The organism is Candidatus Woesearchaeota archaeon (genome assembly GCA_018675335.1).
GTDB lineage: Archaea > Nanobdellota > Nanobdellia > Woesearchaeales > UBA11576 > JABJCP01.
On sequence record JABGYH010000001.1, the window covers coordinates 122,097 to 142,085 of the forward strand.

Sequence of the window (19,989 nt, forward strand, 5' to 3'; positions counted from 1 at the left end):
AATAAATGTGGAAAAAAACTAATATGATATTTGAAGTAACTAACTTAAATTTTATTAAAAATTAAACCATACAACCCCAATCATATATAAATAATAATTATCCTTTAAAAATGTTATCATTTTAAACACAAAAACTAGTCTGTGAAGGACTCTGCTACAACAAACTGTCACCCAGGATTTTGATTACAAATCTTTAATAACTTTCTCTCATCCCTAAAAAAATAACCAAAAGAAAGCTTGAAAAAAAAATAAATTTACAAAGATACAATAACGAGGTGAAGTAAAGTGCTCATGCAAAATATTCCAATAGATGTAATGAAAGGACAAACAATAGTATACGCAGGACGTATGAATTCTAGAAAAACGTTTTTTGCAATCGCACAAGCACTATCTATTGATTATTCAAGATATGGAATTTTAGCATTCACAAATAATGTTAATACTAGAGATCCAAAAGATAAAATTAAATCAACTGGACTGATAGAATTTCCAGCAATTTGTATTGATGTTAAACACCCTGAACAAATGTTAGAAGAAGTTGCTAAAAAAAGAGCGCAAGGGGAACGTGTTGATGTAGGCATAATTTCAGAAGCAAACTTTTATGATTATAGATTAATTCCAGTGATAAATGCATTAACTGATGTTAAACAACCAGATCCACTCATGCTTATTATTGAAGGACTTGATAGAACATTCAGAGGAGATATTTTCGGACCAATGGGAAGAGTTCTTGAAATGACAAATTATCCAATTAAACTTTCTGCAAATTGCGTTGTTGAAGTTGAGGGTGCTCAGTGCAGTAAACCTGATTCTGAAAATGCCAGAATATTAAGAATTGCAGAACATGGTTTTGATCCAGAGTTTGACGTTCGAGTTGTATTCTACAGAGGAAAAGACCGCGTCACTGATTGGAGATTTGCACATTATTTTGATCAAACAGTAAGACCAGAACCAACAAATAAAGATGATGCTGATTGGGGATATGCAAATTGTTGTGCAAATTGTTTTGAAATTCCTGGAAAAAATTTAACAGATAGAGTTATGGAGTTATTACAATCAGAAAGAGGAAATGCATCAAAAGAGCATATTCTTTCAACCTTTGATCATCATTTAGAAAGACGATATATTGCAGCAGTTATGGAATTTTTAGTAAATGAAAGACGAGTAGTTTTTGATGGTGGCGTTTTTGAACCAACTCATTATGTTAAAGATCCTGCATCCGAGATGTTTATTCCTGCATATTCTGACGCATTCCCAAAAACAAACCCTGGAGAAGCTCAACAATATAGTTTTGAGAAAAATAAATTAATTTGGGTTCCAAAAGAAGATTAATTATTTTTTTGAAATAAATTTTTTTAATGTTTTTTCTACTTTTTGAACTGTTTTATCCCAAGTAAAATTTTCAACTATGGTTTTTCTTGCATTTTTTCCTAATTGCATTCTTAATTGACGATCTTTTATTAATTTTTTAAGAAATAAATTTAACTTATCAGAATTACCTTGTGGAAAAACAAGTCCATTTTCTCTATGTTTAATATATTCTTTCAAATAACCAACAGGAGTTACAATAACTGGAAGTTCACAACTCATGGCCTCCATAGTTGTCAAAGATGTTGTCTCAGTAAGTGAGGGCAACACATAAACATCAAATGCTTGATAATATTTTAAAACATTACTAGTTGATCCAATTAAAATAATATCTTGCATATTTTCAAATTTTAACGGAACTCCGCCTCCAACTATAACTAATTTAGAGTTTGCATATTCAGAATTAAATTTTCTAAATGCACGATATAATGTATCAAGATCTTTTTCACGACCAATTCGCCCAACATACCCAATCACAAATTTATCTTCTTTTATCCCTATAAGTTTTTTAGACATTCTTTTTCCAGGCAAAGAATTAAAATGATCTACCTCAGTTCCTAAAGGTACAACAACCATATCAGAAAAAATAAGACGTTTTTTAAGCATTTTTCTAACACCCGGATATGGAATCATTATCGCATCACATTTATTATACAAAAAAGGAACTAATGTTTGCATCAAATATTCTACTGGTTTTTTTAAATATTTCAAACTTTTTGAAAATAATTCCCATTCAATTGAATGTACATAAGAAAAAACTTTTTTATTATATCTTTTACCAAGTGCCATACTCAATAATCCAATAGGCCCAATAGTTTGACTCCAAACAAGATCTGTTTTTTGAACATATTTTTTTATTAACCCGTGTTTGAATTTTGGCAACGTAAAATCTCCAACTCTAAATTTTGATAATGGAACTCTTACTAAACGCACATTTTTTATCTCAGGCATAACACCTTCAAATTTTGGACATATAATTGTTATTTCATATTGTTTAGCTAATTTAGGAATTATATGTTGGAGAAATCTAGCAATACCATCCCACCGAGGAAGAAAACTATCTGTTGTTATCAACAACTTAGGCAATTTTTGCTCAGACATTTTTTTTATTTCACCTTAAGTTTAAAAAACATAGATTTTTTATTTTATTTTCACAAACATTTCAGCATATCTTGTTTTATTTGAAAAACCATACCTTACTGCCTTAAAAATAACCGTTGGCAATAATTGAACTAAAGCCATTTTTTGACTAGCAAAACATTTTAATGCTTTTATTTTGATACTAAAAGTATCAGTTATATCAACATATAATTTTGGATTTTTTGAATTTCGAACATCTTTTGTCCAAATATTAAAAGTATAAATATCTCCTTTAAATTTTATTTTTTTAATTGCTTTTAACACAGCAGTGTGAACTGCAACATGATCTTTATACAACATATCATCCATACTATGAGTAAATATTCGTTCAGGATCATATTTCATAATTAAATTAGATATCCGTTCAATAACTTCTGGACGCGCTATTTCAGTTTTGAGTTGTAAATCTTTTAACCCCAAAAACATAGTTTCATCATACCCAATAATTTCTGCAGCAGCTTTGCTTTCAGCAACTCGCTTTTCCACAGTATATTTTTTTTTCATCCACCAATGACTTTGTTCCCCATAACTAAATATTATACAAACAGTATACTTACCTGTTTTTTTATATTTTGCAATAGCACCTCCAGGACCTAACACTTCATCATCAGGATGCGCACAAAGAACAAGTATGGTTTCTCTTTTAGACTTAGATTTATTTTCAGAACTAACTTTATTAGCCCCAGGTTTAGTTTTAGCGCTAATTTTATTGTTAGAACTAATTTTATTTTTAAATCTAGTAGATTCAGACATTTTTCTTAAATTTTTTTTGGAATCGGATTTAACTTTAGAAATTGAGTTTTGTTTTTCTGTTTCAACAACCATCCTTAAATTTTCTCACATAACAATAAAATTAGCTATTAACACTTGCTTGACACAGAATTTTATTTAAATATTGCGTTTAATACAATTCAATAACTTACATAAACATACGCAAAATAAAAAATAATAATTCCGCGCATAACAAAATAATAAAAGAATATGAGTGCGCCGGCTGGGATTTGAACCCAGATAAGTGGCTGCCTTCTCAAATGAATGATTGGAAGGCCACTGTCATAGCCATTAGACCACCGGCGCGTAAAACCTAAGAAAAATCAAGACATTTATAAAGTTTTTGCGGATGATTGATCAAAATAATTAAACATCTCAAAAAATCAATAATTAACCTCATTAACACATATCCTCCAAAATACACATTACACAACCATTTCTAACTTTTTTCAGGAAAACTTTAAAAAGGAAAGGACATTTATAAGGTATAATAATATAAAATATTAAAGTATTTTATAGTATATAATTTATGGGGTGGTATATTATGCCAGGATTTGACCAAAGTCTAGATAAAGAAATCTTCGCAGAAGCTCTCGAAGTCGGAAATAGTAAACTTACTGTTGGCGTATTTGCTTATAATGAAAATGAACCTAAGCTTCAGATTACAAGGCAAAACAAAACCAAAGCAGGCGAATTTACTTTTGCTCGATTAGGTAGACTTACTAAAGAAGAAATTAAAACAATCTTGCCTTTAATTCAAAAAGCAATTGAAAGTATGTAAGAAAATTATAAAAATATTTTTTTTATGAATTTAAATTACTAATAAGGTTAATACTTAGCGTAAGCTAATCTTATAAAATATTTTAATTTCAAATTCTAATCAAACAGAATTAAACACAACACAAAAAAAATACTATCAAGTTATTTTGCATCAACTTGTTCTTTAATTGAAGCTAGAAATTTATCAAAATCTTTTTCTTTAACACAAGATCCACAAGCGTACTCATGTCCCCCACCATAACCTTCTACACCTATTAATGCTTTTTTCAGAATAGGAGGTATTTTTTTAGTTTTGATACCGCTACGAAGACTCATTTTAACTTCGCCATTTTTTATGCGACCTATAATCATCACATTTTTAGGAAAATTATACAAAAGCTCATTAGATAAATCTCCACTCATACTTAATTGCCCACTCTCATAAACATATACTAAAAGTTTAGACTTTTCTTTTCTAAATTTATCAAGCGCATCAGAAAGCATATCTTGATATATTTTGTTTACAACATTATATCGTCTTATAACAAATTTTGCAGGAGGAGTAGTTGGTTCTAACAATTCATACGGAGACTCAATTCGAGTTAATACTTTAACACACTTCATAACTCCACGAGTATTTCCTTTTAAAATAAAATTCATAATTCGAATAACTTCACTTATTTTAGTATCAAATAATGCTTTCTCAGGACGTTTTATTCTAGGAGATACAAGCCCAGGATATTGTTTAGCTAACTCATCAAGTCCTGGTTGAATTGTCCAATCACCAATAAATCCTACTGCTGCAATCCACAAATCTTTTTTTCGTTCAGGATCTTGCACCACAACATCATAACATAATTTTGCTGCAGGAATATTATTATCAATATCTTTTTTTCGAGGATTATAATATTTAACTCCAGAAATTTTTTGAGGAGTGTGATGATCAATCCAAATAATTGGAATTTTTAATTCTTTAACAACAGTATCAACAAAATCTTGATCTAAATTAGGAATATCTAACACAAAAATTTTGTCAGGAACGTAATCTTCAACAATTTTTTGAAATCGGTCATTTAAAATTGGTTGTGCTTTTACACAAATACCTTTTCCTTCTTTTTTATATCTATAAAATAAAAGAAAACTACAAAGCCCATCCGTGTCATCATGAAAAAAATATAATGGACGATTACAAGAATCTAATTCGTCAAGAATTTCTTTGTTTTCTTTTGCAGTAAGAGACATTTTATTTATTTTACCTAACCTATTTAAAAAATTTCGCATTTGATCTACAAGCTAAAATCTAAAACTCACAAAATAAATAACCTAAACCTATAAGTTAATACTTTAATTAAACTCATAAATCAATAAAATAAAAATTCAATTAATATAATTAAAATTATTAACAATCTAAAATGGAACAAAGAATCCGCGGTCCTTTATTAAATATATGTTTTTATTTTTTAAACGATATAATCTTGCTGGTCGGTGAGCTCCCTCAATTTTTGTTTCATTAGTCTCTTTTAATATGGCCATTTGATTAAGCTTTTTCCTAAAATTTCGTTTATCTAATTCGCGACCATAAACAATTTCATATATTTTTTGTATTTCAGTTAATGTAAATCGCTCAGGTAAAAATTGAAATCCAACAGTAGAATATTCAAATTTGTATTTTAATCGTTGCAATGCATAATTTAATATTTCTTTATGATCAAATGCTAATTCAGGTAAATCTTCCACCGAATGCCATTCCACTCCTTTAACATCAGTTGTAGGCCGCAAATTAACATCTTTTAAATTATCTTCGCCAAGCAAAGCATAATATGCAACACTTATAACCCTAGTTCTAGGATCTCGCTTCACTTTTCCAAAACTGTATAATTGTTCTAAATAAACATTTTTAACACCAGTTTCTTCACTTAATTCTCTCATCGCAGCTTCATCTAGACTTTCATTAATCCTAACAAAACCACCAGGCATCGCCCAACAATCAATAAACGGGTGTTCTCCACGTTTAACCAACAACACCTTTAATTCATCATGTTGAATCGAAAATATAATTACATCAACAGTCACAGAAGGATGATTATATTCTGCAGGATTATAAGTTTTAAGAAATTCTTTTTCTTCAAGCATTTTTCGTTCAGATTTCTTTACCATAACACCATATAGTGTAGATAATACATTTATATATGTTTTTATTTTAAAAATAAATATATTTTAATTTAATAATAACCAGATTATAATTTAATTAAACCCGACAATCAAGCCCACTTAGTTAAATTTTAAAAAAAAATAAAAAAATAAAAAATTAAACTTGCAATTAAAATAATTCTCCACTAACAACTTGATTTGTCGTTACAAATTTAACCCCTGCAGCTTTCATTCGTTCAATTGCGATATCACTTTCATTAGGCACTGCTCCAACCGCATAAATTGCGTCTTCAACAACATAAACATCAACCCCTCTTTGAGCAAATCCTTCTGCAGCAAAAATAACACAATGCGCAGTATAAACTCCATAAAGAATCATTGTTTTTTCTTTCAAATGTTCAGCAATTTCTTCAGCATTTTGATTACCATATTCTCCCGTGTCAGGATTAATAAATAAAGTCAAACTTTGTTTTTCTAAAACTTTTTCTCCAGGAGAATTTAATAAATCAGTCAATTCGTCAGACGAATATTTACTGCTTTCAACATGAACTGGATTTTTAGGAGTTGTTTCTTCAATGTTTTCCCAACCATAAGTTCCAGCCATACAATGCTCGCCAAATGGACCCCCATATTTAGTTAATTCAACTTCAACATGCGAATACTCCTCAGTTCCAAAATGTTTATCTCTACTATGATAAATTTCAATCCCATTTTGACGCGCATAATTAGTTAGTGATTCCAAATTAGGTCTCAGAGACTCTGCTCCAGGAACAGAAAGAGCACCATCTTCCCTCATAAAATCATTCTGAGTATCCACATCATAAAAAACAATTTTTCCCGATTGTAAACCAATTTTATTTTTTTGTTCTTGTTTCATTTTTATAACCCTCCAAAATAAGTCTAAATTAATTAAGTGTCATAGACAAACTAACTCTTTTGTAAAAAAAAGTCATAACCAATACTTTTTGCGTAATCCCCAATAATTTCTCGATGATCAAAAGCAATATTTGACGGAAGATCGCTTAATTTAAACTTTTTAACTTCCAAAATATCATCATTTGGCTTAAATTCTCCTCGAGCTTTCGCAATTACAACATGCGAAATCATATGAACTCGCGAATCTCGATCAGACGCGCTATAACACCTAAATTGAGAAACATCATATCCTTCAACACTTCCTTCTTCACCTAGTTCTCTAACTCCTGCTCGTTCAATTGTTTCACCATAATCAATAAAACCCCCAAATAATGCCCAACCAACAGGATCATTTTTTCGATATCCCATCCAAATTGCAGGCGAATTATCAACTTCATCAGCAACAATAATATCCACAGCAGGTAATGGATTTTGATATCCCCCATGTTTTGAAGATTCAACTAACTCATGCAATTCTTTAATTCGAGAAACACCATCCAAGTCATCAATAATTTCTTGCACCCCTTTCGAAACAAAATATCTCCAAGGAAGATCAAGTGCAATCATCTGCCTAACTTGAGTCCCACTAATATCAACACGCCTTTGCTGCTCCATGTGTTCAAACTCACGACCATAATTTGTAAAGCAATCATATGTATAACCATTACCGCTAACAACAACAGTATTTTCTTCATTTACTTCAATGCCTGACAAAGCCAAAGTATCAATCACATGATTCGCATAATTAGGAGGATCATTAATATCCGCAACACCACAAACAACAGATTCAATTGTTCGCTCTTTTAACATTGCCTTAACCATCTCCTCACGTTCAACACCAACAAATGGACTACGAAAACTCACCTTGTTACCATATTCTCCAACAACCCAAACAAGTTTATCAAAACCTGCTTCTTCTATTTGTTTAACAATATCACCATGGCCCACATGAGGTGGTCTTCCCCCTGCAACAATTAATGCTTGTTTTCCAGCGTATGTTTTCATCATGTATCCCCTCCTGAAAAATATATAGTATTCGCACTTGGTTCTGGTTTTAATTTGAAACTTACTCGATCCACAAATGCAAAAACACCGTTCACACTTTCCTCAGTTATTAATGGACTATTATTAGCAGACTCAATTTGCACAGGAGTTAATCCGATTTTACGACCAGTTAACATCAAATCTATAGTCATATAATTTACATCATAACCAATTAATTTTGTTAATTCTCCTTCATCAGTATGCCCCTCCATAAGTTCCGCACTAGGAATTCGATCAATAACTTCAGAAGGTAAATTTCTATGTTTAGCATATTGGAATTCAGAAGTTTTTGGTAAACTAACTATGGATTCAATATCAATTCCTCCTCGACCATCTCCTGCAGTAGTAAAATAAGCTAATTGTTGTTCAGTATCATTTGTTGTTCCACCAACAAGCAAACCATATTTTGCAGCAGCCCGTCTAAGAATTTTCATTCTTTGTCTCGCATGATCATTTCCAATTCTCATACTATTATCAGAATATCCAGTCCGTTGCCAACTTCCTTGTTCACTTAATTGTTTATCAATTGAATCTTCAATTAAATTATCTGCTAATATTGCTAATTCAAATAATTCTTGAGGAACTACAGCATAAGAAACACCATATTGTTTTGCGACCATCTTACCAAAATCAATACTATCTTGACTTGTTTTTTCAGACGGAATTAATAAGCCCAATACATTTTCAGAACCGATTGCTTCAACACTTAAGTCAAGAACTAAACTCGAATCAAGTCCTCCGCTAAGTCCTAAAACATACCCTTCAATACCTGCCAAACTCAAATAATCTTTTAAAAATCCAGTAAATCTTTGCGTTAAATGATCTGCATCAACCTCATCAACTTTCAATAAACTCATAGGATCCTGGACATACTGTTGTTGTAATTCTTTCAAACCTTGTTCAGTTATGTTTTCTAAATCAACATTATAAATTCTTTTTTCCATTTTTTTTACCTCACATCAGTCTTAAATAATTTTGAATAATAACTCATAAACCAAAATAATTCCAAATACTTCTAAACCAGTTCATTCAATTCTAAGTTTTTTCTCCAAACATTTTTTGCGAATATTTTTGTTGAGCGGATTTAATTTTTTCAGAAACAATTACTTTGTAAGGAATTGCACCTTTGAATCTCATATGTTCTTCTCGCATCAAACCTAAATGATATTCTCGAGTTTGTTGAATTTGAGTCATAGTTGGAAAATCATAAACTTGTTTGCCACCTTCAACAAATTGAGTTGTTAATTTTAAAGCTTCAGAATCATCATCAGTCAAATAATCACAAACGTTTTCGCCAGCCATCAAAATTAGATCTCGATCAGCCTTGCAATCTTTTTTTGAAATTACTCGATAAACTTCTAGTCTTCCCGGAAGAGTTGCTTTCGCAGGATTATTTTTTACAATTTTACAAACATCAATTACACTTCCATCAACTTGTTCATCTCGCGCAGCTTTGTGAACCGGACCCGGCAATTTGTAAGGATTAACTAAATATGTGCCCATCAATAAAATATCAATTGGAGCTTTTGCTTCCAAAAGTTCATGAACTTTATATCCTGTCAAATCATCAGAAACCATAATTTTTACAAAATCAAGCCCCAATTCATCAAGCCTGCCCCGCATATAATTTGATCTTTCTAAAGGATCCCCACTATCAGTTCGAACAGCAGCCTTACTCAAACCATATTTTTCAATCAAACTAATTGCAACTTCAAGTCCTTCTGTCGAATCAAAAGTATCAAGTAAAAAAGTAGGTCCTGGTTTTTTTTGTTCACCAGATTTTATTTTTTCATCGATTGTTTGTTGAGAATCATTATTTTTTATTTCAAAATATGATCTTAATTGTTTTTCGAATGCTTCTTTGTCTCCTCCCGCATGAAGAACTGCAGAATGTCCCGCACTACCACCAACAACATTTTCTAATTCAGGATATTCTAGTGCTAATTGTTCCAAAGAAGTTCCTTTAAATCCCCCAATAAGTGCCGCCCTTGATGCTGCAAGTGGAAAAATACATCGTCGAGATCCACCTTCCAAAGTTAACATATCTTCTCGTCCAAATTCAACTAACATATTCCTAATATAACTAGCAGTCGTAGCAACCGCAGTTTGATAACCTAGCTGACTTAAAATTATAGTTTCAGGAAATTGTGCTTGTTCAAATGTGCCATTCACACTCAACATAGGTTCATTTCCAAAAACAGGCACACCTTCAGGAATCCCATAAACATCCAAATCCAATTTTTTATTAGAATCAAGCTCAGTTATTGTTTCAGACGCAATACCTTTTCGTTCAAGCATAGATAATAATTCATCAGAAGTTTCATAAGCGAGAATTCCCGCAATTGCTTGTTCTATACCTGCAACCATCAAATAATTATCTTGTTCAATTTGAAATGCTTCAAATTTTGCACCTTCAATTTCCAAAGTTCTTTTTCCTACAACCTTGTGGTCTCGAAGTCCTCTTACTGCAACATTAAATGTGGATTTTCTTCTGCAATCATCTGCAACAACTAACGTGTCAGCCATAGTTGTTTCATAATGATCTTTTGTTCCTGCAAGTATTCGAGGATCAATTCCCAACAAATTAGGTTGTCTTAATTTTAAATCTTGATTATTTTTCATTTTTTATATTCTCCCAAAATAGCTTTCGCTAGTTTGATTCACCATTCCAAGTTCATTCATTCAAACACGCAGTTTGTGTCTAAAACACACTTAGTATTGGATAAAAAAAAGCACTTCAAACTTCTCGCACGAAAAACAGCCCCAAAAAACTGCCAAACGCACAAAAAAAGCTCAAAACGCTCTTTGTTAAATGCGAAATTGATTAAAAAACGCCAAAAACAACAATTAAAGACGTTTTATCTTCACTACCTCTTATTGTGTATTATACACTTACAACTATATAAACTTTTCGCCCATACAGAACATATTCAAAGAAAAAACACAAAAAAAAAATCAAAAAATCAAAAAATCAAAATCAAAAAATCAAAAAAAATACCAATTTCAAAATTCTCTCGTTACTGGTTGATTCGCTTTACTCGCGTACCAATATATTTTTTGAGTGTCAAATCCTACAACTGGCAAAGGATGTGCAGATCTATATACTTTAATTTGTCGATCCAATCCCAACTCATGAACTGTATCTGGATGATCCCCATCAATTGCAAGTGACGTACGAGGATTTTTTGATTTTACTTCAACATATTCTGCATCCCTAACAATAAATCGCCTCGTTTTAATTCCCACATGAGATTGTCTAGGACCAAGACCTCTTGCAACAACATTAAATGCACAATCTTCAACAGACAATACTTCTTCTAAATCTACACCCCCCATTTCCCAGTACGACCAACTACTTTGAGGAGTTGAAATAATAACTCCCGAACTTCTATGTTGCTCACAATAACCAGGCAAAATCACAGAGTAATCAGCAGTACTATGGCCAGATCTCCCAGTAATAGATATATCATTAAGAACTCTGTGAACTAAACCATTACGAGGATTCATAACTAATTTGCCATCAACTTCAACTTCAAGTCGCATCAAATCAACAATATCCAAATCACCTTCCAAAAATTTTGAAAATACTGCATCAAAATCTAATTGACTCATCGCACAATAAAATCCTTCCGAACCATCAAACTGATTTAACTCAACCATTCTTTTATCAGTATTAACTCCAACCACAGGAGTATTTTTATTATATGCATTAACTTCAAGTACAGTTCCATCACCACCCAACGAAAAAACACAATCACTATCACAAATTAATTTAGAATTTAAATCTCCTCGATAAACTACAGTTGTTGAAAAACCACTTGATTCCAAACCACTGCGCACCACATCAATCATCCTATTTTGTTCATGACTACTCAGCAAAAGTTGTCTCAAATTATCAGGATCAGATAAATACGCAACAGTTACAGGATCATCTTTTTTCTCCCTCAACATCTCAAGCCTAGGTTTTTTGTATACCACCAATACATTTTTAATACTTAAATCTTTTAGTTTTCTCGACATATGCTCACCAATTAATTATTATTACTCCTTAATTATTATTACCCCTTTATAATTTTGCAACCAACAATAATTTAAACTAAATTATTTTTAAAAAAATTTAAACAACTAAACAAAATAAAAACAAAATAAAAAAACTATATTTTTTCTCCAACTAAAATCATAGTGGAATCAGGATATTCTTTAGGAACCCAAATTCCATTTTTCTTTTGAAACATATCAACATCTTTTTCATAATGTGTTTTTTTCAACCAATCAATCAAATAACTTTGCACCCCAACAACTCTAAATCCATGAGCTTGAAGTTGTGAACGCCATTCTTCAACAGTATAAACACCAAACTGCTCCATCACTTCAATATCCCAGTTTTGTTCATAAATATATTTGGACAAAAATTCTCGGGAATCATTTTCTTTAACCCTGACCATTTCACCATCATAATCATAATCTATTTTGTACGGCCCAAAATCATTTGCAAATTTCACAAATTTTTTATGCGTTTTTAAATTTTTAAATCTTAAATATACACTTTCATCTGAGGTCTTAGGCGCATCACGAATTATTAATCGCCCACCAGGACTAAGCATTTTAGCTGAAGTTTCCAACGTTTGATCCACTGCACCCAACGAATATCCATCATAACTATACACTTCATGCATAATTGAACAAAAAACAATTGAATCAACAGATCCAGGTTCAGCAATTAAATCTGAAACATCCCCTTTTTGCAAATCAATATTAGGATTAGGATACTCCCGTTCTCCCGCTAATTGAAGCATTTTATCTGAAATATCAACTCCCACAATTTGAGAATTCTGACTATAAGCAGATAATAATTCTAGAACCGTGCCATTACCACAGCCCATTTCCAATATAAGACCCTCTTTTACATAGGGCAAGAATTTGGCTTTTTCTTGCATACTTGCATCCATTCCCGCAGCGTATGCAAAATATCCTGCCTGTCCTCGATCATAATGTGCTGGCGCTTTAAAAGTTTTTGGGTCAGCCCCCCTTAAGTTCATTGCTAAATTGTCCGAATTCATTGTATTTAACCTTTGTTTTATCATTTTTGGTTGATTTCACACCAACTTATTGTTAAGTATACACTATCTACTATTTAAACTTTTCGAACATACAAAATATATCAAACTAACAAAAAAAACATAAAAATTCATAAAAACTAATAGAACAAAACACAAAAAACTTTATTAACACTTACCAATTCCAAACTTACATGGTAGAACCAATATGTCCACATTTTGGAACTTGCGGAGGATGCAACACCCAACATGTTGATTATGACACGCAATTAGAAAATAAAAAAAGATATATCGAAAATCTAATTGATTGTGAAAACGTAAAAGCATTTCCAAGCAGTCCTTGGCACTACAGAAATAGAATGGATCTTCTCTTTAGCCCAACAGGATTAGGATTTAGAGTCAAAGGCAAATGGTATAAAACAGTAAACATAGATAAATGTTTTATTGCAGATAAAAAAATAAACAAAATCGCAGATGAAATAAAATTATTTTTTAAAGATCCTGATTTCTTCGATATAAAAAAACATAATGGCACATTAAGATATGCAGTAATTAGAACTCCTCAAAATACATCTTCAATTTCTTTTGTTCTAAACTCAGATTCATTTAAAATTTCAAATGCAATTGATAAAATTAAAGAATTTGCCAAAACTACTTCTGCAGAAAATATAATTGTAACTTATGTTCATTCAAACACAGACACCAGCATTTCCGAAGATTTTTTTGTAATCAAAGGAAAAGATATGTTAACAGAATCTTATCTTGGAAAACAATTCACATATCACGTACAAGGCTTTTTTCAAAATAATACTGAAATGGCAGAACAAATGCACAAATATGTAAATAATATTTTAAAAACATATGAGACAAAAAATAAAACATTGCTTGATCTTTATGCAGGAGTTGGAACTTTTGGAATAATTAACTCAGAATTATTTAAAACAGTAATTATTGCTGAAAGTTTTCCTCAATGTATAGACGCTGCAAAAATTAATTTAGAGACGAATAAGATAACCAATGCAACAGCTCACGTTTTAGATGCTAAATATCTTAAAAAACTCGAACTTCCAACTTCAGATCTTTTTTTCATAACTGATCCACCAAGATGCGGCATGAATCCTAAAACCATTGATCATATTAACACACTAAAACCAGAAGTAATTATTTATGTTTCATGCAATCCAAACCAATTAGGTAGAGATATTCACAAATTAAGAAACTATCAAATCAAAAGTGCAGCAGTATTTGACCTTTTTCCACAAACTCCTCATTGTGAAGCAGTAGTTGAATTAATTCTAAAAACGAAAACTCCAGAACCAACTCAATAAAACGAAAAACTTAATACATGACAATCCCACACAAATAAAAAAAAAATCTAAATATTCTCATCAACAATTTGTTTTAACATCTTAACTGCATTTACTGGATCAATACCATTACTTGTTTCTCCACTCAACATCAAACCATCCGCACCAGAAATTACTGCATAAGAAGTATCAATAACTTCAGATCTTGTTGGCCGAGCACTATACTGCATCGACTCTAATAATCCAGTTGCAACAATGACTGAAACTCCATAAGCCTTACAAGTTGACATAATTTTATTTTGATATCCCATAAATTTTTCAGGAGGCACTTCAACAAATAAATCTCCTCTTGCAAGCATAACGCTCACATCAATTCCCTCTTTTTGTGAATTAATAAGTATAGAACTTAAATTTGCAACACCAAAATAATCTTCAATTTTCACAATAATTCCAGGAGAGTAATCAGTAACTCCTTTTTTTTGTTTTGATTCTTCAATAACTCCCATCAGTTTTTGAACATCAGAAAAACTTCTCACAAAACTCAATGCAAAATATTCTACACGATTTTCAACACCAAAATCGACTACTAATTCATCTTTTTTTGTTAAATTTTCTAAAGGAATATATTTTTCAGGAACATTAACTCCCATCATATTCCTTATTTCTCCCTCACCAGCATCATAAACTTCTAAACTTAAATGAGTGGGTGTAACTTTTATAACTTTAGTTTTAATAGTCCCATTTTCAAAATAAATTTCATCTCCTCTTTGAACTGCAGATCCAAAATCATGAGAAAAACTAACAGGTCCAGAATTAAAACCCACATTAATTCTTTGACCTAACTCAACCGCATAAATTCCATTTGCATGAACTCTTAACTGAGTTCCTTTTAGATCCATCATCACAGAAACATCTTTTTCTTTTTCTTGACCAGCACGTTTCACATAATCATATCTTTGCTGATATTCTTCAAGAGTTGCGTATGCAGTATTCATCCTCGCACAATTCATCCCATTTTCAACCAATTCTTCAAGAACACTCAAACTATCAGTTGTTGTGCCTAAAGTACAGATAATTGCAGGTTTATTTTCATATATTTTAATCCGCCTCCACTTGTTTCAAATAAATTAAACTTGGTTCAAATGAATATCAAATTATTTCAACTAAATTTAAATTAGCTATTGTATTAATTGTTTAAGGAAACCCGAATAATTTTGTTGAGCATATTTACGAAGTCCAAACTCATCTAAAACTTCATGAATTTGTTCTTTTTGTTGTGATTCAATTCCCACCGTTGCAGCAGAAATAACTTTATGTTCTAATTCTTTTGGTAGTACTAGTCCAACTCCACCATTATAAGCCCCCACTTGATTTAGTTCGCTCCTCGCATTTTGAACAATACTTACCGATACTAAAGTTAAATCAATTCCGCATCCTTTGTATAATTTCATAACTCTTTTTTTATTCACTCTCACAACTTCAACTTGTGAACTTTCTTCAGCCAATCCCAACAAATCATCCAAAGTAACAATGCCCATTTGTTTCATTATAGGAAGTTTTGTTTCACTTCTTATTTTTTCAAAACTTCCCCCCTGAATTGGAAACGTTTTAGAATAATCTGCCCAAAATTCAAGTCCTCCTTCTGAATAAAGATATTGTTTAATTTTTAATTTATCATCTCGAACTTTAACATTAAATTCAGCAATTCCCTCATACGCCAAATAGACATCCTCGCCAGAAACAAGATTATAATCAGGTAATGCTAATAATTTATCTGCAATTTCACAATCAATTTCTTCAAAAGTTCTCCATTCCCAAACAGGTGCGGCCTCTGAAGAAATAATTGGCTTAACTTGTTTTGAAACTACTTTAGAGATTGATTTATCAAGAGGTAATAGCTCTTTAGGTAATTGAATGTTTGCAACTTTTACTTCAACAGGTATGACTTCTGCTTCTAACGCTTGAGTAATCTGAGCATCATCAGAAACAAATGTTTGAGGAACATAAGCTAAATGACCACTATCAGTTATTGTTGCTTTTGCGCCTGCTCGTTGCATATGATCTGGAATACTTGACGTAACAATAATTCTTCGTCCAGTTTTTCGTCTTTTATTTTTACGATTACCCATATTCATCCCCTCACAAACTACTTAGACAGCTTAGTCACCAATTTGTTTCCGAATATCTTTTTCACCAAATAAATCTGCATAACACGCAATTCCTAATTTACGCTGCATTGCATGAACTTCATCAATTTCTTCTGCATGCTCTGCATAAAATTCTCTTAAAATTCGTGATAAATCTCTTTCACGAACAACTTCCACAACTCCTTTTGGAACATATTGTGAAAAATCATCTCCATATGCAATCATTTCTCTAATTATCTGCGCATGAAATTTATCTTTAATAGGTATGCCTCTTGATTCAATTCCTCTTTCTTCAAAAAGATCTCTTTCTCGTGCAGTATTTGAAAAAAATACATGAAATTCAGGATTTGCATGAAACACACTCGCAATCCAACTTGGACAATAATGTTGATCTTGCAATGCAATTATTTTGTACGGCTTTGTTATCTCACCTTGTAACGATCGATCGACCAGAGCTTTTCTTTCTTCATATGAAAAAGGATTTATAATCCATGGCGCTTCAAAACTTTTGTTAGTTCTACTGTATTGTGAACTTCCAATATTAATCAAAATTTCATCGATATCTGGTTCTTGATCAATATGTTTTAACACATGTAAATGTCCATTATGAAGAATTTGAAACCTTCCTAAATACAATCCTCGTCTAATTCCCCCATTCTGAGAATTTCTTGTTCTGTTAGACCCATAATTCATTTTTAACCTCACCACCACAATTTAATTTAGAAACATGTTCTTGCGAAATTTGATAATCCCCCAATCTTCTACTCACGTCCTGCATAGATATTCGCTCAGTTGGATTTTTAATAAGCATGTCACCAATTAAATCACCTAATTCTTCATACTCAACTAATTTATCACAATTTAGATTAGGTTCATTGTATGCGTTCGCCAAACCGTACATAAGAACTTCACTTTCTCTATATGCATCTCCTTGTTTAAATTCAACTCGAGAAAAAGGATGTTCTCCAGTTAATAATTCATAAAAAAGAATACCTAATTGAAACACATCAGAATGTTTATAACTCTTAAATTCAAGAGCCATCTCTGGAGGAATATATTTAGGAGTTGATAATACCGATCTACAACAAAAACCAGAAGGCACATGACCCTCAGAAGTTAAATCATTAGGTTCTAAAAGTCTTGACATTCCAAAGTCATACATAATAACATCTTCAATCGTGCCAGAAGAATCAGAAACACAAATAAAATTTGTTGATTTGACATCATTGTAAACAATTCCTTCAGACCCTAAATAATCAATTGTATTTGCAATGGTAGTTATTATTTTAACAACTGACATTAAATCTAATAATTCATTTTTGTGCGTATATTTCGATAAACAAGTCCCTTCTATAAATTTTAATCTAAGAAATTCAACACCTTCAATATCATAAGTTCCAAAATACCTGACAATATTAGGATTATCTACCCGTTCAAGTATTTCTTTTTCTTGACTATAACCTCCAACACGAGAAAAATCAAGATATTGTCTTAAATTTTCTTTGTAAACAACTGCAATTCCTTCTTCTTCAACCAAAAATATATTGCTTGCCAAAGGAAATAATTCATTAGAATCTCCTTTTTGTAATTGTTTTACTATGCGTCGTTTAGATCTTGCAAGATCCCCCTCACTAAATGAATTAGCTAAAACTTGTTCTAAATTAGATCTTATGTCTCGTCTAGAAATATAGTTAACACGATCATTCGCTATCTCGACTAAATCGGGTTTTACTACTCCCAACCAACCGAGTTCTTTAGATAATAATGCTTGTTTTGCATAATTTCGATTACCTTCTTGTTGCATTCTTAATAATGTTTGTTTGACTGCATGTTCGCAAGGAATATTCAAATCAGCTTTTATTTGATTAAAAACTGCCAGATCAAGTTCATAACCTAAAATTCCTTTATTCAAATTACTTGACTCACTTAATTTTTGCATTCGCATGTGAGGTATTGCACTTTCAACTAAAAATTGTTGATATTCAAAAGAACTCATCCAATCCGGATGTTTACTTAATACTGATTTAACAACCCCAAAATCTCCTTTCCATTTTGCAATTTCAAAAACGCGAGTTTCAGAAAATTCACTATTAAACTTTCTTGCAACATCTAATGCTTCAGGCAGCGCAAACATCATCGAATATGCCAAACTAATAATTCCTCCAAAAGAACTTCGTTGATCTGAACTCAAAAAACTTCCTGCAACACCAATAATTTGATCCGCAGCAGATTCGAACAATTCACATTTTGCTTCCCCTCCCAGTTTTTTAGAATAAAGTTGAATTAAACTAACTAATTCATTTTTTTCTAAAAATTCCTGAAATTTTTCTTGTTCTTTTATAGTTAATATCATTTTACCAATCAACCAATCCATAAAAATATTAATTCATCAAATTATCAAATCAACATTTAACCAAATTATTATTTTAGTTAAATTGCAGGGCGTTGCCTACCCGGATAATTTGTTTGTAAATTAGCAATATAATTATTTACTTCTCGAGCATTTGTTTTTTGACCTAAGACTTCAATTGCAGCAACACTTGCTTCAAAATATTTTTGTTCGTGAAGTAATTCAAACACACTTATTTTTTCATCATATTCTAAAAATCCAACAATTGAATCAATAAACAACAATGCTTTAAGATCATAATTTCCAGTAACTCTTTCAAGCTCTTTTTTTGTTTCGCGATGTTCAAATAACCCATAGACTAACTTGCCTAATTCATGATACGTCGGACTTACAAATGTTAAAATACCATATGAATCTTCAACTTGAGTATTTTTTTGATTAAATCTTCGTTTATCATAGCGGTAATCCACAGTTCCTTTCAAAATAAGTCGCTCTTCAAGCAAGGAATCAAATTTAATCGAACCATACTTAACAAGTATTTCAAGATCTGGATCTAAAAATTGATCTCTTTGTTCTAATCGGCGTTCAAACTCTTGATATGTTTGACAGACATCCTTGTTGTTAAGCAGAATAGATGTTAAAAAATCAATAAATCCAATTCCTTTAAAATAATCCTCTCGCGTAACAACTATTCTTTCTCTTAATATTTCTTCACTCACTAATTTATGTAAAAATAATGTTTGTAATGGATCAAAATTTATTCTATAAGTTCTATTAGAAATATCTGGAAATTGTTGTAACAACCATCCTACACGTTTTGTTAAATCAGACGATAAATGTGTTGTTAAATCCACATCACAAACATTAGTTCTATGATATGATTCCTTGATTCCTTGAATCAAATCTGAAAAATCTTCTCCTGAATCAGTTTGTCTCCCAGTTATTTGTTGTCGTGTTTGTTCTGTTATATCAACCATTCA

At 31.4% G+C, this 19,989-nt stretch carries 18 protein-coding genes and 1 tRNA gene; 3 read left to right on the top strand and 16 right to left on the bottom strand.

Annotated elements, in window-relative coordinates:
- Positions 1 to 291: 291 nt before the first annotated feature.
- Positions 292 to 1,332 carry a hypothetical protein gene (locus HN587_00605; protein ID MBT7902333.1) on the top strand — a complete coding sequence of 347 codons (1,041 nt, stop codon included), beginning with the start codon at positions 292 to 294 and terminating at the stop codon, positions 1,330 to 1,332.
- Here the strand turns inward: HN587_00605 and HN587_00610 are convergent, their stop codons facing one another.
- From HN587_00610 to HN587_00620, 3 genes are all read right to left on the bottom strand, one after another.
- Positions 1,333 to 2,469 carry a glycosyltransferase family 4 protein gene (locus HN587_00610; protein ID MBT7902334.1) on the bottom strand — a complete coding sequence of 379 codons (1,137 nt, stop codon included), beginning with the start codon at positions 2,467 to 2,469 and terminating at the stop codon, positions 1,333 to 1,335.
- A gap of 39 nt (positions 2,470 to 2,508) precedes the next feature.
- The gene (locus tag HN587_00615) at positions 2,509 to 3,333 is read right to left on the bottom strand and encodes a hypothetical protein (protein MBT7902335.1); all 825 of its coding nucleotides are present in this window, start codon (positions 3,331 to 3,333) and stop codon (positions 2,509 to 2,511) included.
- A 161-nt stretch (positions 3,334 to 3,494) separates the two neighbouring features.
- Positions 3,495 to 3,585, bottom strand: a tRNA-Gly gene (locus tag HN587_00620).
- A 238-nt stretch (positions 3,586 to 3,823) separates the two neighbouring features.
- Between HN587_00620 and HN587_00625 the strand changes: the two genes are divergently transcribed.
- Positions 3,824 to 4,060, top strand: coding sequence for a hypothetical protein (locus HN587_00625; GenBank protein MBT7902336.1), 237 nt, complete (start codon positions 3,824 to 3,826; stop codon positions 4,058 to 4,060).
- A gap of 140 nt (positions 4,061 to 4,200) precedes the next feature.
- On the opposite strand, the gene HN587_00630 is transcribed toward HN587_00625, so the two are convergent.
- The 8 genes from HN587_00630 to HN587_00665 all read right to left on the bottom strand — a co-directional run bounded on the left by HN587_00630 (position 4,201) and on the right by HN587_00665 (position 13,208).
- A complete protein-coding gene (locus tag HN587_00630; GenBank protein ID MBT7902337.1) occupies positions 4,201 to 5,280 on the bottom strand; it encodes a DHH family phosphoesterase in 1,080 nt (359 codons plus the stop codon).
- A gap of 165 nt (positions 5,281 to 5,445) precedes the next feature.
- Positions 5,446 to 6,195, bottom strand: coding sequence for an NUDIX hydrolase (locus HN587_00635; GenBank protein ID MBT7902338.1), 750 nt, complete (start codon positions 6,193 to 6,195; stop codon positions 5,446 to 5,448).
- 163 nt (positions 6,196 to 6,358) lie between these two features.
- Entirely contained in the window at positions 6,359 to 7,066 is a 708-nt protein-coding gene (locus HN587_00640) for a cysteine hydrolase (protein ID MBT7902339.1), read from the bottom strand.
- 50 nt (positions 7,067 to 7,116) lie between these two features.
- Positions 7,117 to 7,671 carry an NUDIX domain-containing protein gene (locus tag HN587_00645; protein ID MBT7902340.1) on the bottom strand — a complete coding sequence of 185 codons (555 nt, stop codon included), beginning with the start codon at positions 7,669 to 7,671 and terminating at the stop codon, positions 7,117 to 7,119.
- 437 nt (positions 7,672 to 8,108) lie between these two features.
- Positions 8,109 to 9,092 carry an NAD(+) synthase gene (gene nadE, locus HN587_00650; protein MBT7902341.1) on the bottom strand — a complete coding sequence of 328 codons (984 nt, stop codon included), beginning with the start codon at positions 9,090 to 9,092 and terminating at the stop codon, positions 8,109 to 8,111.
- 91 nt (positions 9,093 to 9,183) lie between these two features.
- On the bottom strand, positions 9,184 to 10,770 hold the full coding sequence (locus tag HN587_00655; protein ID MBT7902342.1) for a hypothetical protein: 1,587 nt from the start codon (positions 10,768 to 10,770) through the stop codon (positions 9,184 to 9,186).
- A gap of 381 nt (positions 10,771 to 11,151) precedes the next feature.
- Entirely contained in the window at positions 11,152 to 12,168 is a 1,017-nt protein-coding gene (locus tag HN587_00660; GenBank protein ID MBT7902343.1) for a hypothetical protein, read from the bottom strand.
- 134 nt (positions 12,169 to 12,302) lie between these two features.
- Complete coding sequence (locus tag HN587_00665; protein MBT7902344.1) at positions 12,303 to 13,208, bottom strand: methyltransferase domain-containing protein; 906 nt, start codon at positions 13,206 to 13,208, stop codon at positions 12,303 to 12,305.
- Positions 13,209 to 13,399: 191 nt separating this feature from the next.
- Here HN587_00665 and rlmD point away from each other — a divergent pair, with 191 nt between their 5' ends.
- Complete coding sequence (gene rlmD / locus HN587_00670; GenBank protein ID MBT7902345.1) at positions 13,400 to 14,533, top strand: 23S rRNA (uracil(1939)-C(5))-methyltransferase RlmD; 1,134 nt, start codon at positions 13,400 to 13,402, stop codon at positions 14,531 to 14,533.
- A 47-nt stretch (positions 14,534 to 14,580) separates the two neighbouring features.
- Here the strand turns inward: rlmD and HN587_00675 are convergent, their stop codons facing one another.
- The 5 genes from HN587_00675 to HN587_00695 form a co-directional block, all read right to left on the bottom strand.
- Positions 14,581 to 15,615, bottom strand: coding sequence for a hypothetical protein (locus HN587_00675; protein ID MBT7902346.1), 1,035 nt, complete (start codon positions 15,613 to 15,615; stop codon positions 14,581 to 14,583).
- Between the two features lie 75 nt (positions 15,616 to 15,690).
- Positions 15,691 to 16,641, bottom strand: coding sequence for a hypothetical protein (locus HN587_00680; GenBank protein ID MBT7902347.1), 951 nt, complete (start codon positions 16,639 to 16,641; stop codon positions 15,691 to 15,693).
- A 30-nt stretch (positions 16,642 to 16,671) separates the two neighbouring features.
- A complete protein-coding gene (locus HN587_00685; protein ID MBT7902348.1) occupies positions 16,672 to 17,352 on the bottom strand; it encodes an adenylyltransferase/cytidyltransferase family protein in 681 nt (226 codons plus the stop codon).
- Complete coding sequence (locus HN587_00690) at positions 17,336 to 19,012, bottom strand: protein kinase (protein MBT7902349.1); 1,677 nt, start codon at positions 19,010 to 19,012, stop codon at positions 17,336 to 17,338. The genes HN587_00685 and HN587_00690 overlap by 17 nt, the downstream gene beginning before the upstream one ends.
- 77 nt (positions 19,013 to 19,089) lie before the next feature.
- Positions 19,090 to 19,986, bottom strand: coding sequence for a hypothetical protein (locus HN587_00695; protein MBT7902350.1), 897 nt, complete (start codon positions 19,984 to 19,986; stop codon positions 19,090 to 19,092).
- Positions 19,987 to 19,989 lie beyond the last annotated feature (3 nt).

Excerpts from the sequence above, each read along its gene's own strand:
- HN587_00605 (MBT7902333.1), top strand. The coding sequence starts at position 292 with ATGCAAAATATTCCAATAGATGTAATGAAAGGACAAACAATAGTATAC.
- HN587_00610 (MBT7902334.1), bottom strand. The coding sequence starts at position 2,469 with ATGTCTGAGCAAAAATTGCCTAAGTTGTTGATAACAACAGATAGTTTT.
- HN587_00615 (MBT7902335.1), bottom strand. The coding sequence starts at position 3,333 with ATGGTTGTTGAAACAGAAAAACAAAACTCAATTTCTAAAGTTAAATCC.
- HN587_00625 (MBT7902336.1), top strand. The coding sequence starts at position 3,824 with ATGCCAGGATTTGACCAAAGTCTAGATAAAGAAATCTTCGCAGAAGCT.
- HN587_00630 (MBT7902337.1), bottom strand. The coding sequence starts at position 5,280 with ATGTCTCTTACTGCAAAAGAAAACAAAGAAATTCTTGACGAATTAGAT.
- HN587_00635 (MBT7902338.1), bottom strand. The coding sequence starts at position 6,195 with ATGGTAAAGAAATCTGAACGAAAAATGCTTGAAGAAAAAGAATTTCTT.
- HN587_00640 (MBT7902339.1), bottom strand. The coding sequence starts at position 7,066 with ATGAAACAAGAACAAAAAAATAAAATTGGTTTACAATCGGGAAAAATT.
- HN587_00645 (MBT7902340.1), bottom strand. The coding sequence starts at position 7,671 with ATGATTGCACTTGATCTTCCTTGGAGATATTTTGTTTCGAAAGGGGTG.
- nadE (MBT7902341.1), bottom strand. The coding sequence starts at position 9,092 with ATGGAAAAAAGAATTTATAATGTTGATTTAGAAAACATAACTGAACAA.
- HN587_00655 (MBT7902342.1), bottom strand. The coding sequence starts at position 10,770 with ATGAAAAATAATCAAGATTTAAAATTAAGACAACCTAATTTGTTGGGA.
- HN587_00660 (MBT7902343.1), bottom strand. The coding sequence starts at position 12,168 with ATGTCGAGAAAACTAAAAGATTTAAGTATTAAAAATGTATTGGTGGTA.
- HN587_00665 (MBT7902344.1), bottom strand. The coding sequence starts at position 13,208 with ATGAATTCGGACAATTTAGCAATGAACTTAAGGGGGGCTGACCCAAAA.
- rlmD (MBT7902345.1), top strand. The coding sequence starts at position 13,400 with ATGGTAGAACCAATATGTCCACATTTTGGAACTTGCGGAGGATGCAAC.
- HN587_00680 (MBT7902347.1), bottom strand. The coding sequence starts at position 16,641 with ATGGGTAATCGTAAAAATAAAAGACGAAAAACTGGACGAAGAATTATT.
- HN587_00685 (MBT7902348.1), bottom strand. The coding sequence starts at position 17,352 with ATGAATTATGGGTCTAACAGAACAAGAAATTCTCAGAATGGGGGAATT.
- HN587_00690 (MBT7902349.1), bottom strand. The coding sequence starts at position 19,012 with ATGATATTAACTATAAAAGAACAAGAAAAATTTCAGGAATTTTTAGAA.
- HN587_00695 (MBT7902350.1), bottom strand. The coding sequence starts at position 19,986 with ATGGTTGATATAACAGAACAAACACGACAACAAATAACTGGGAGACAA.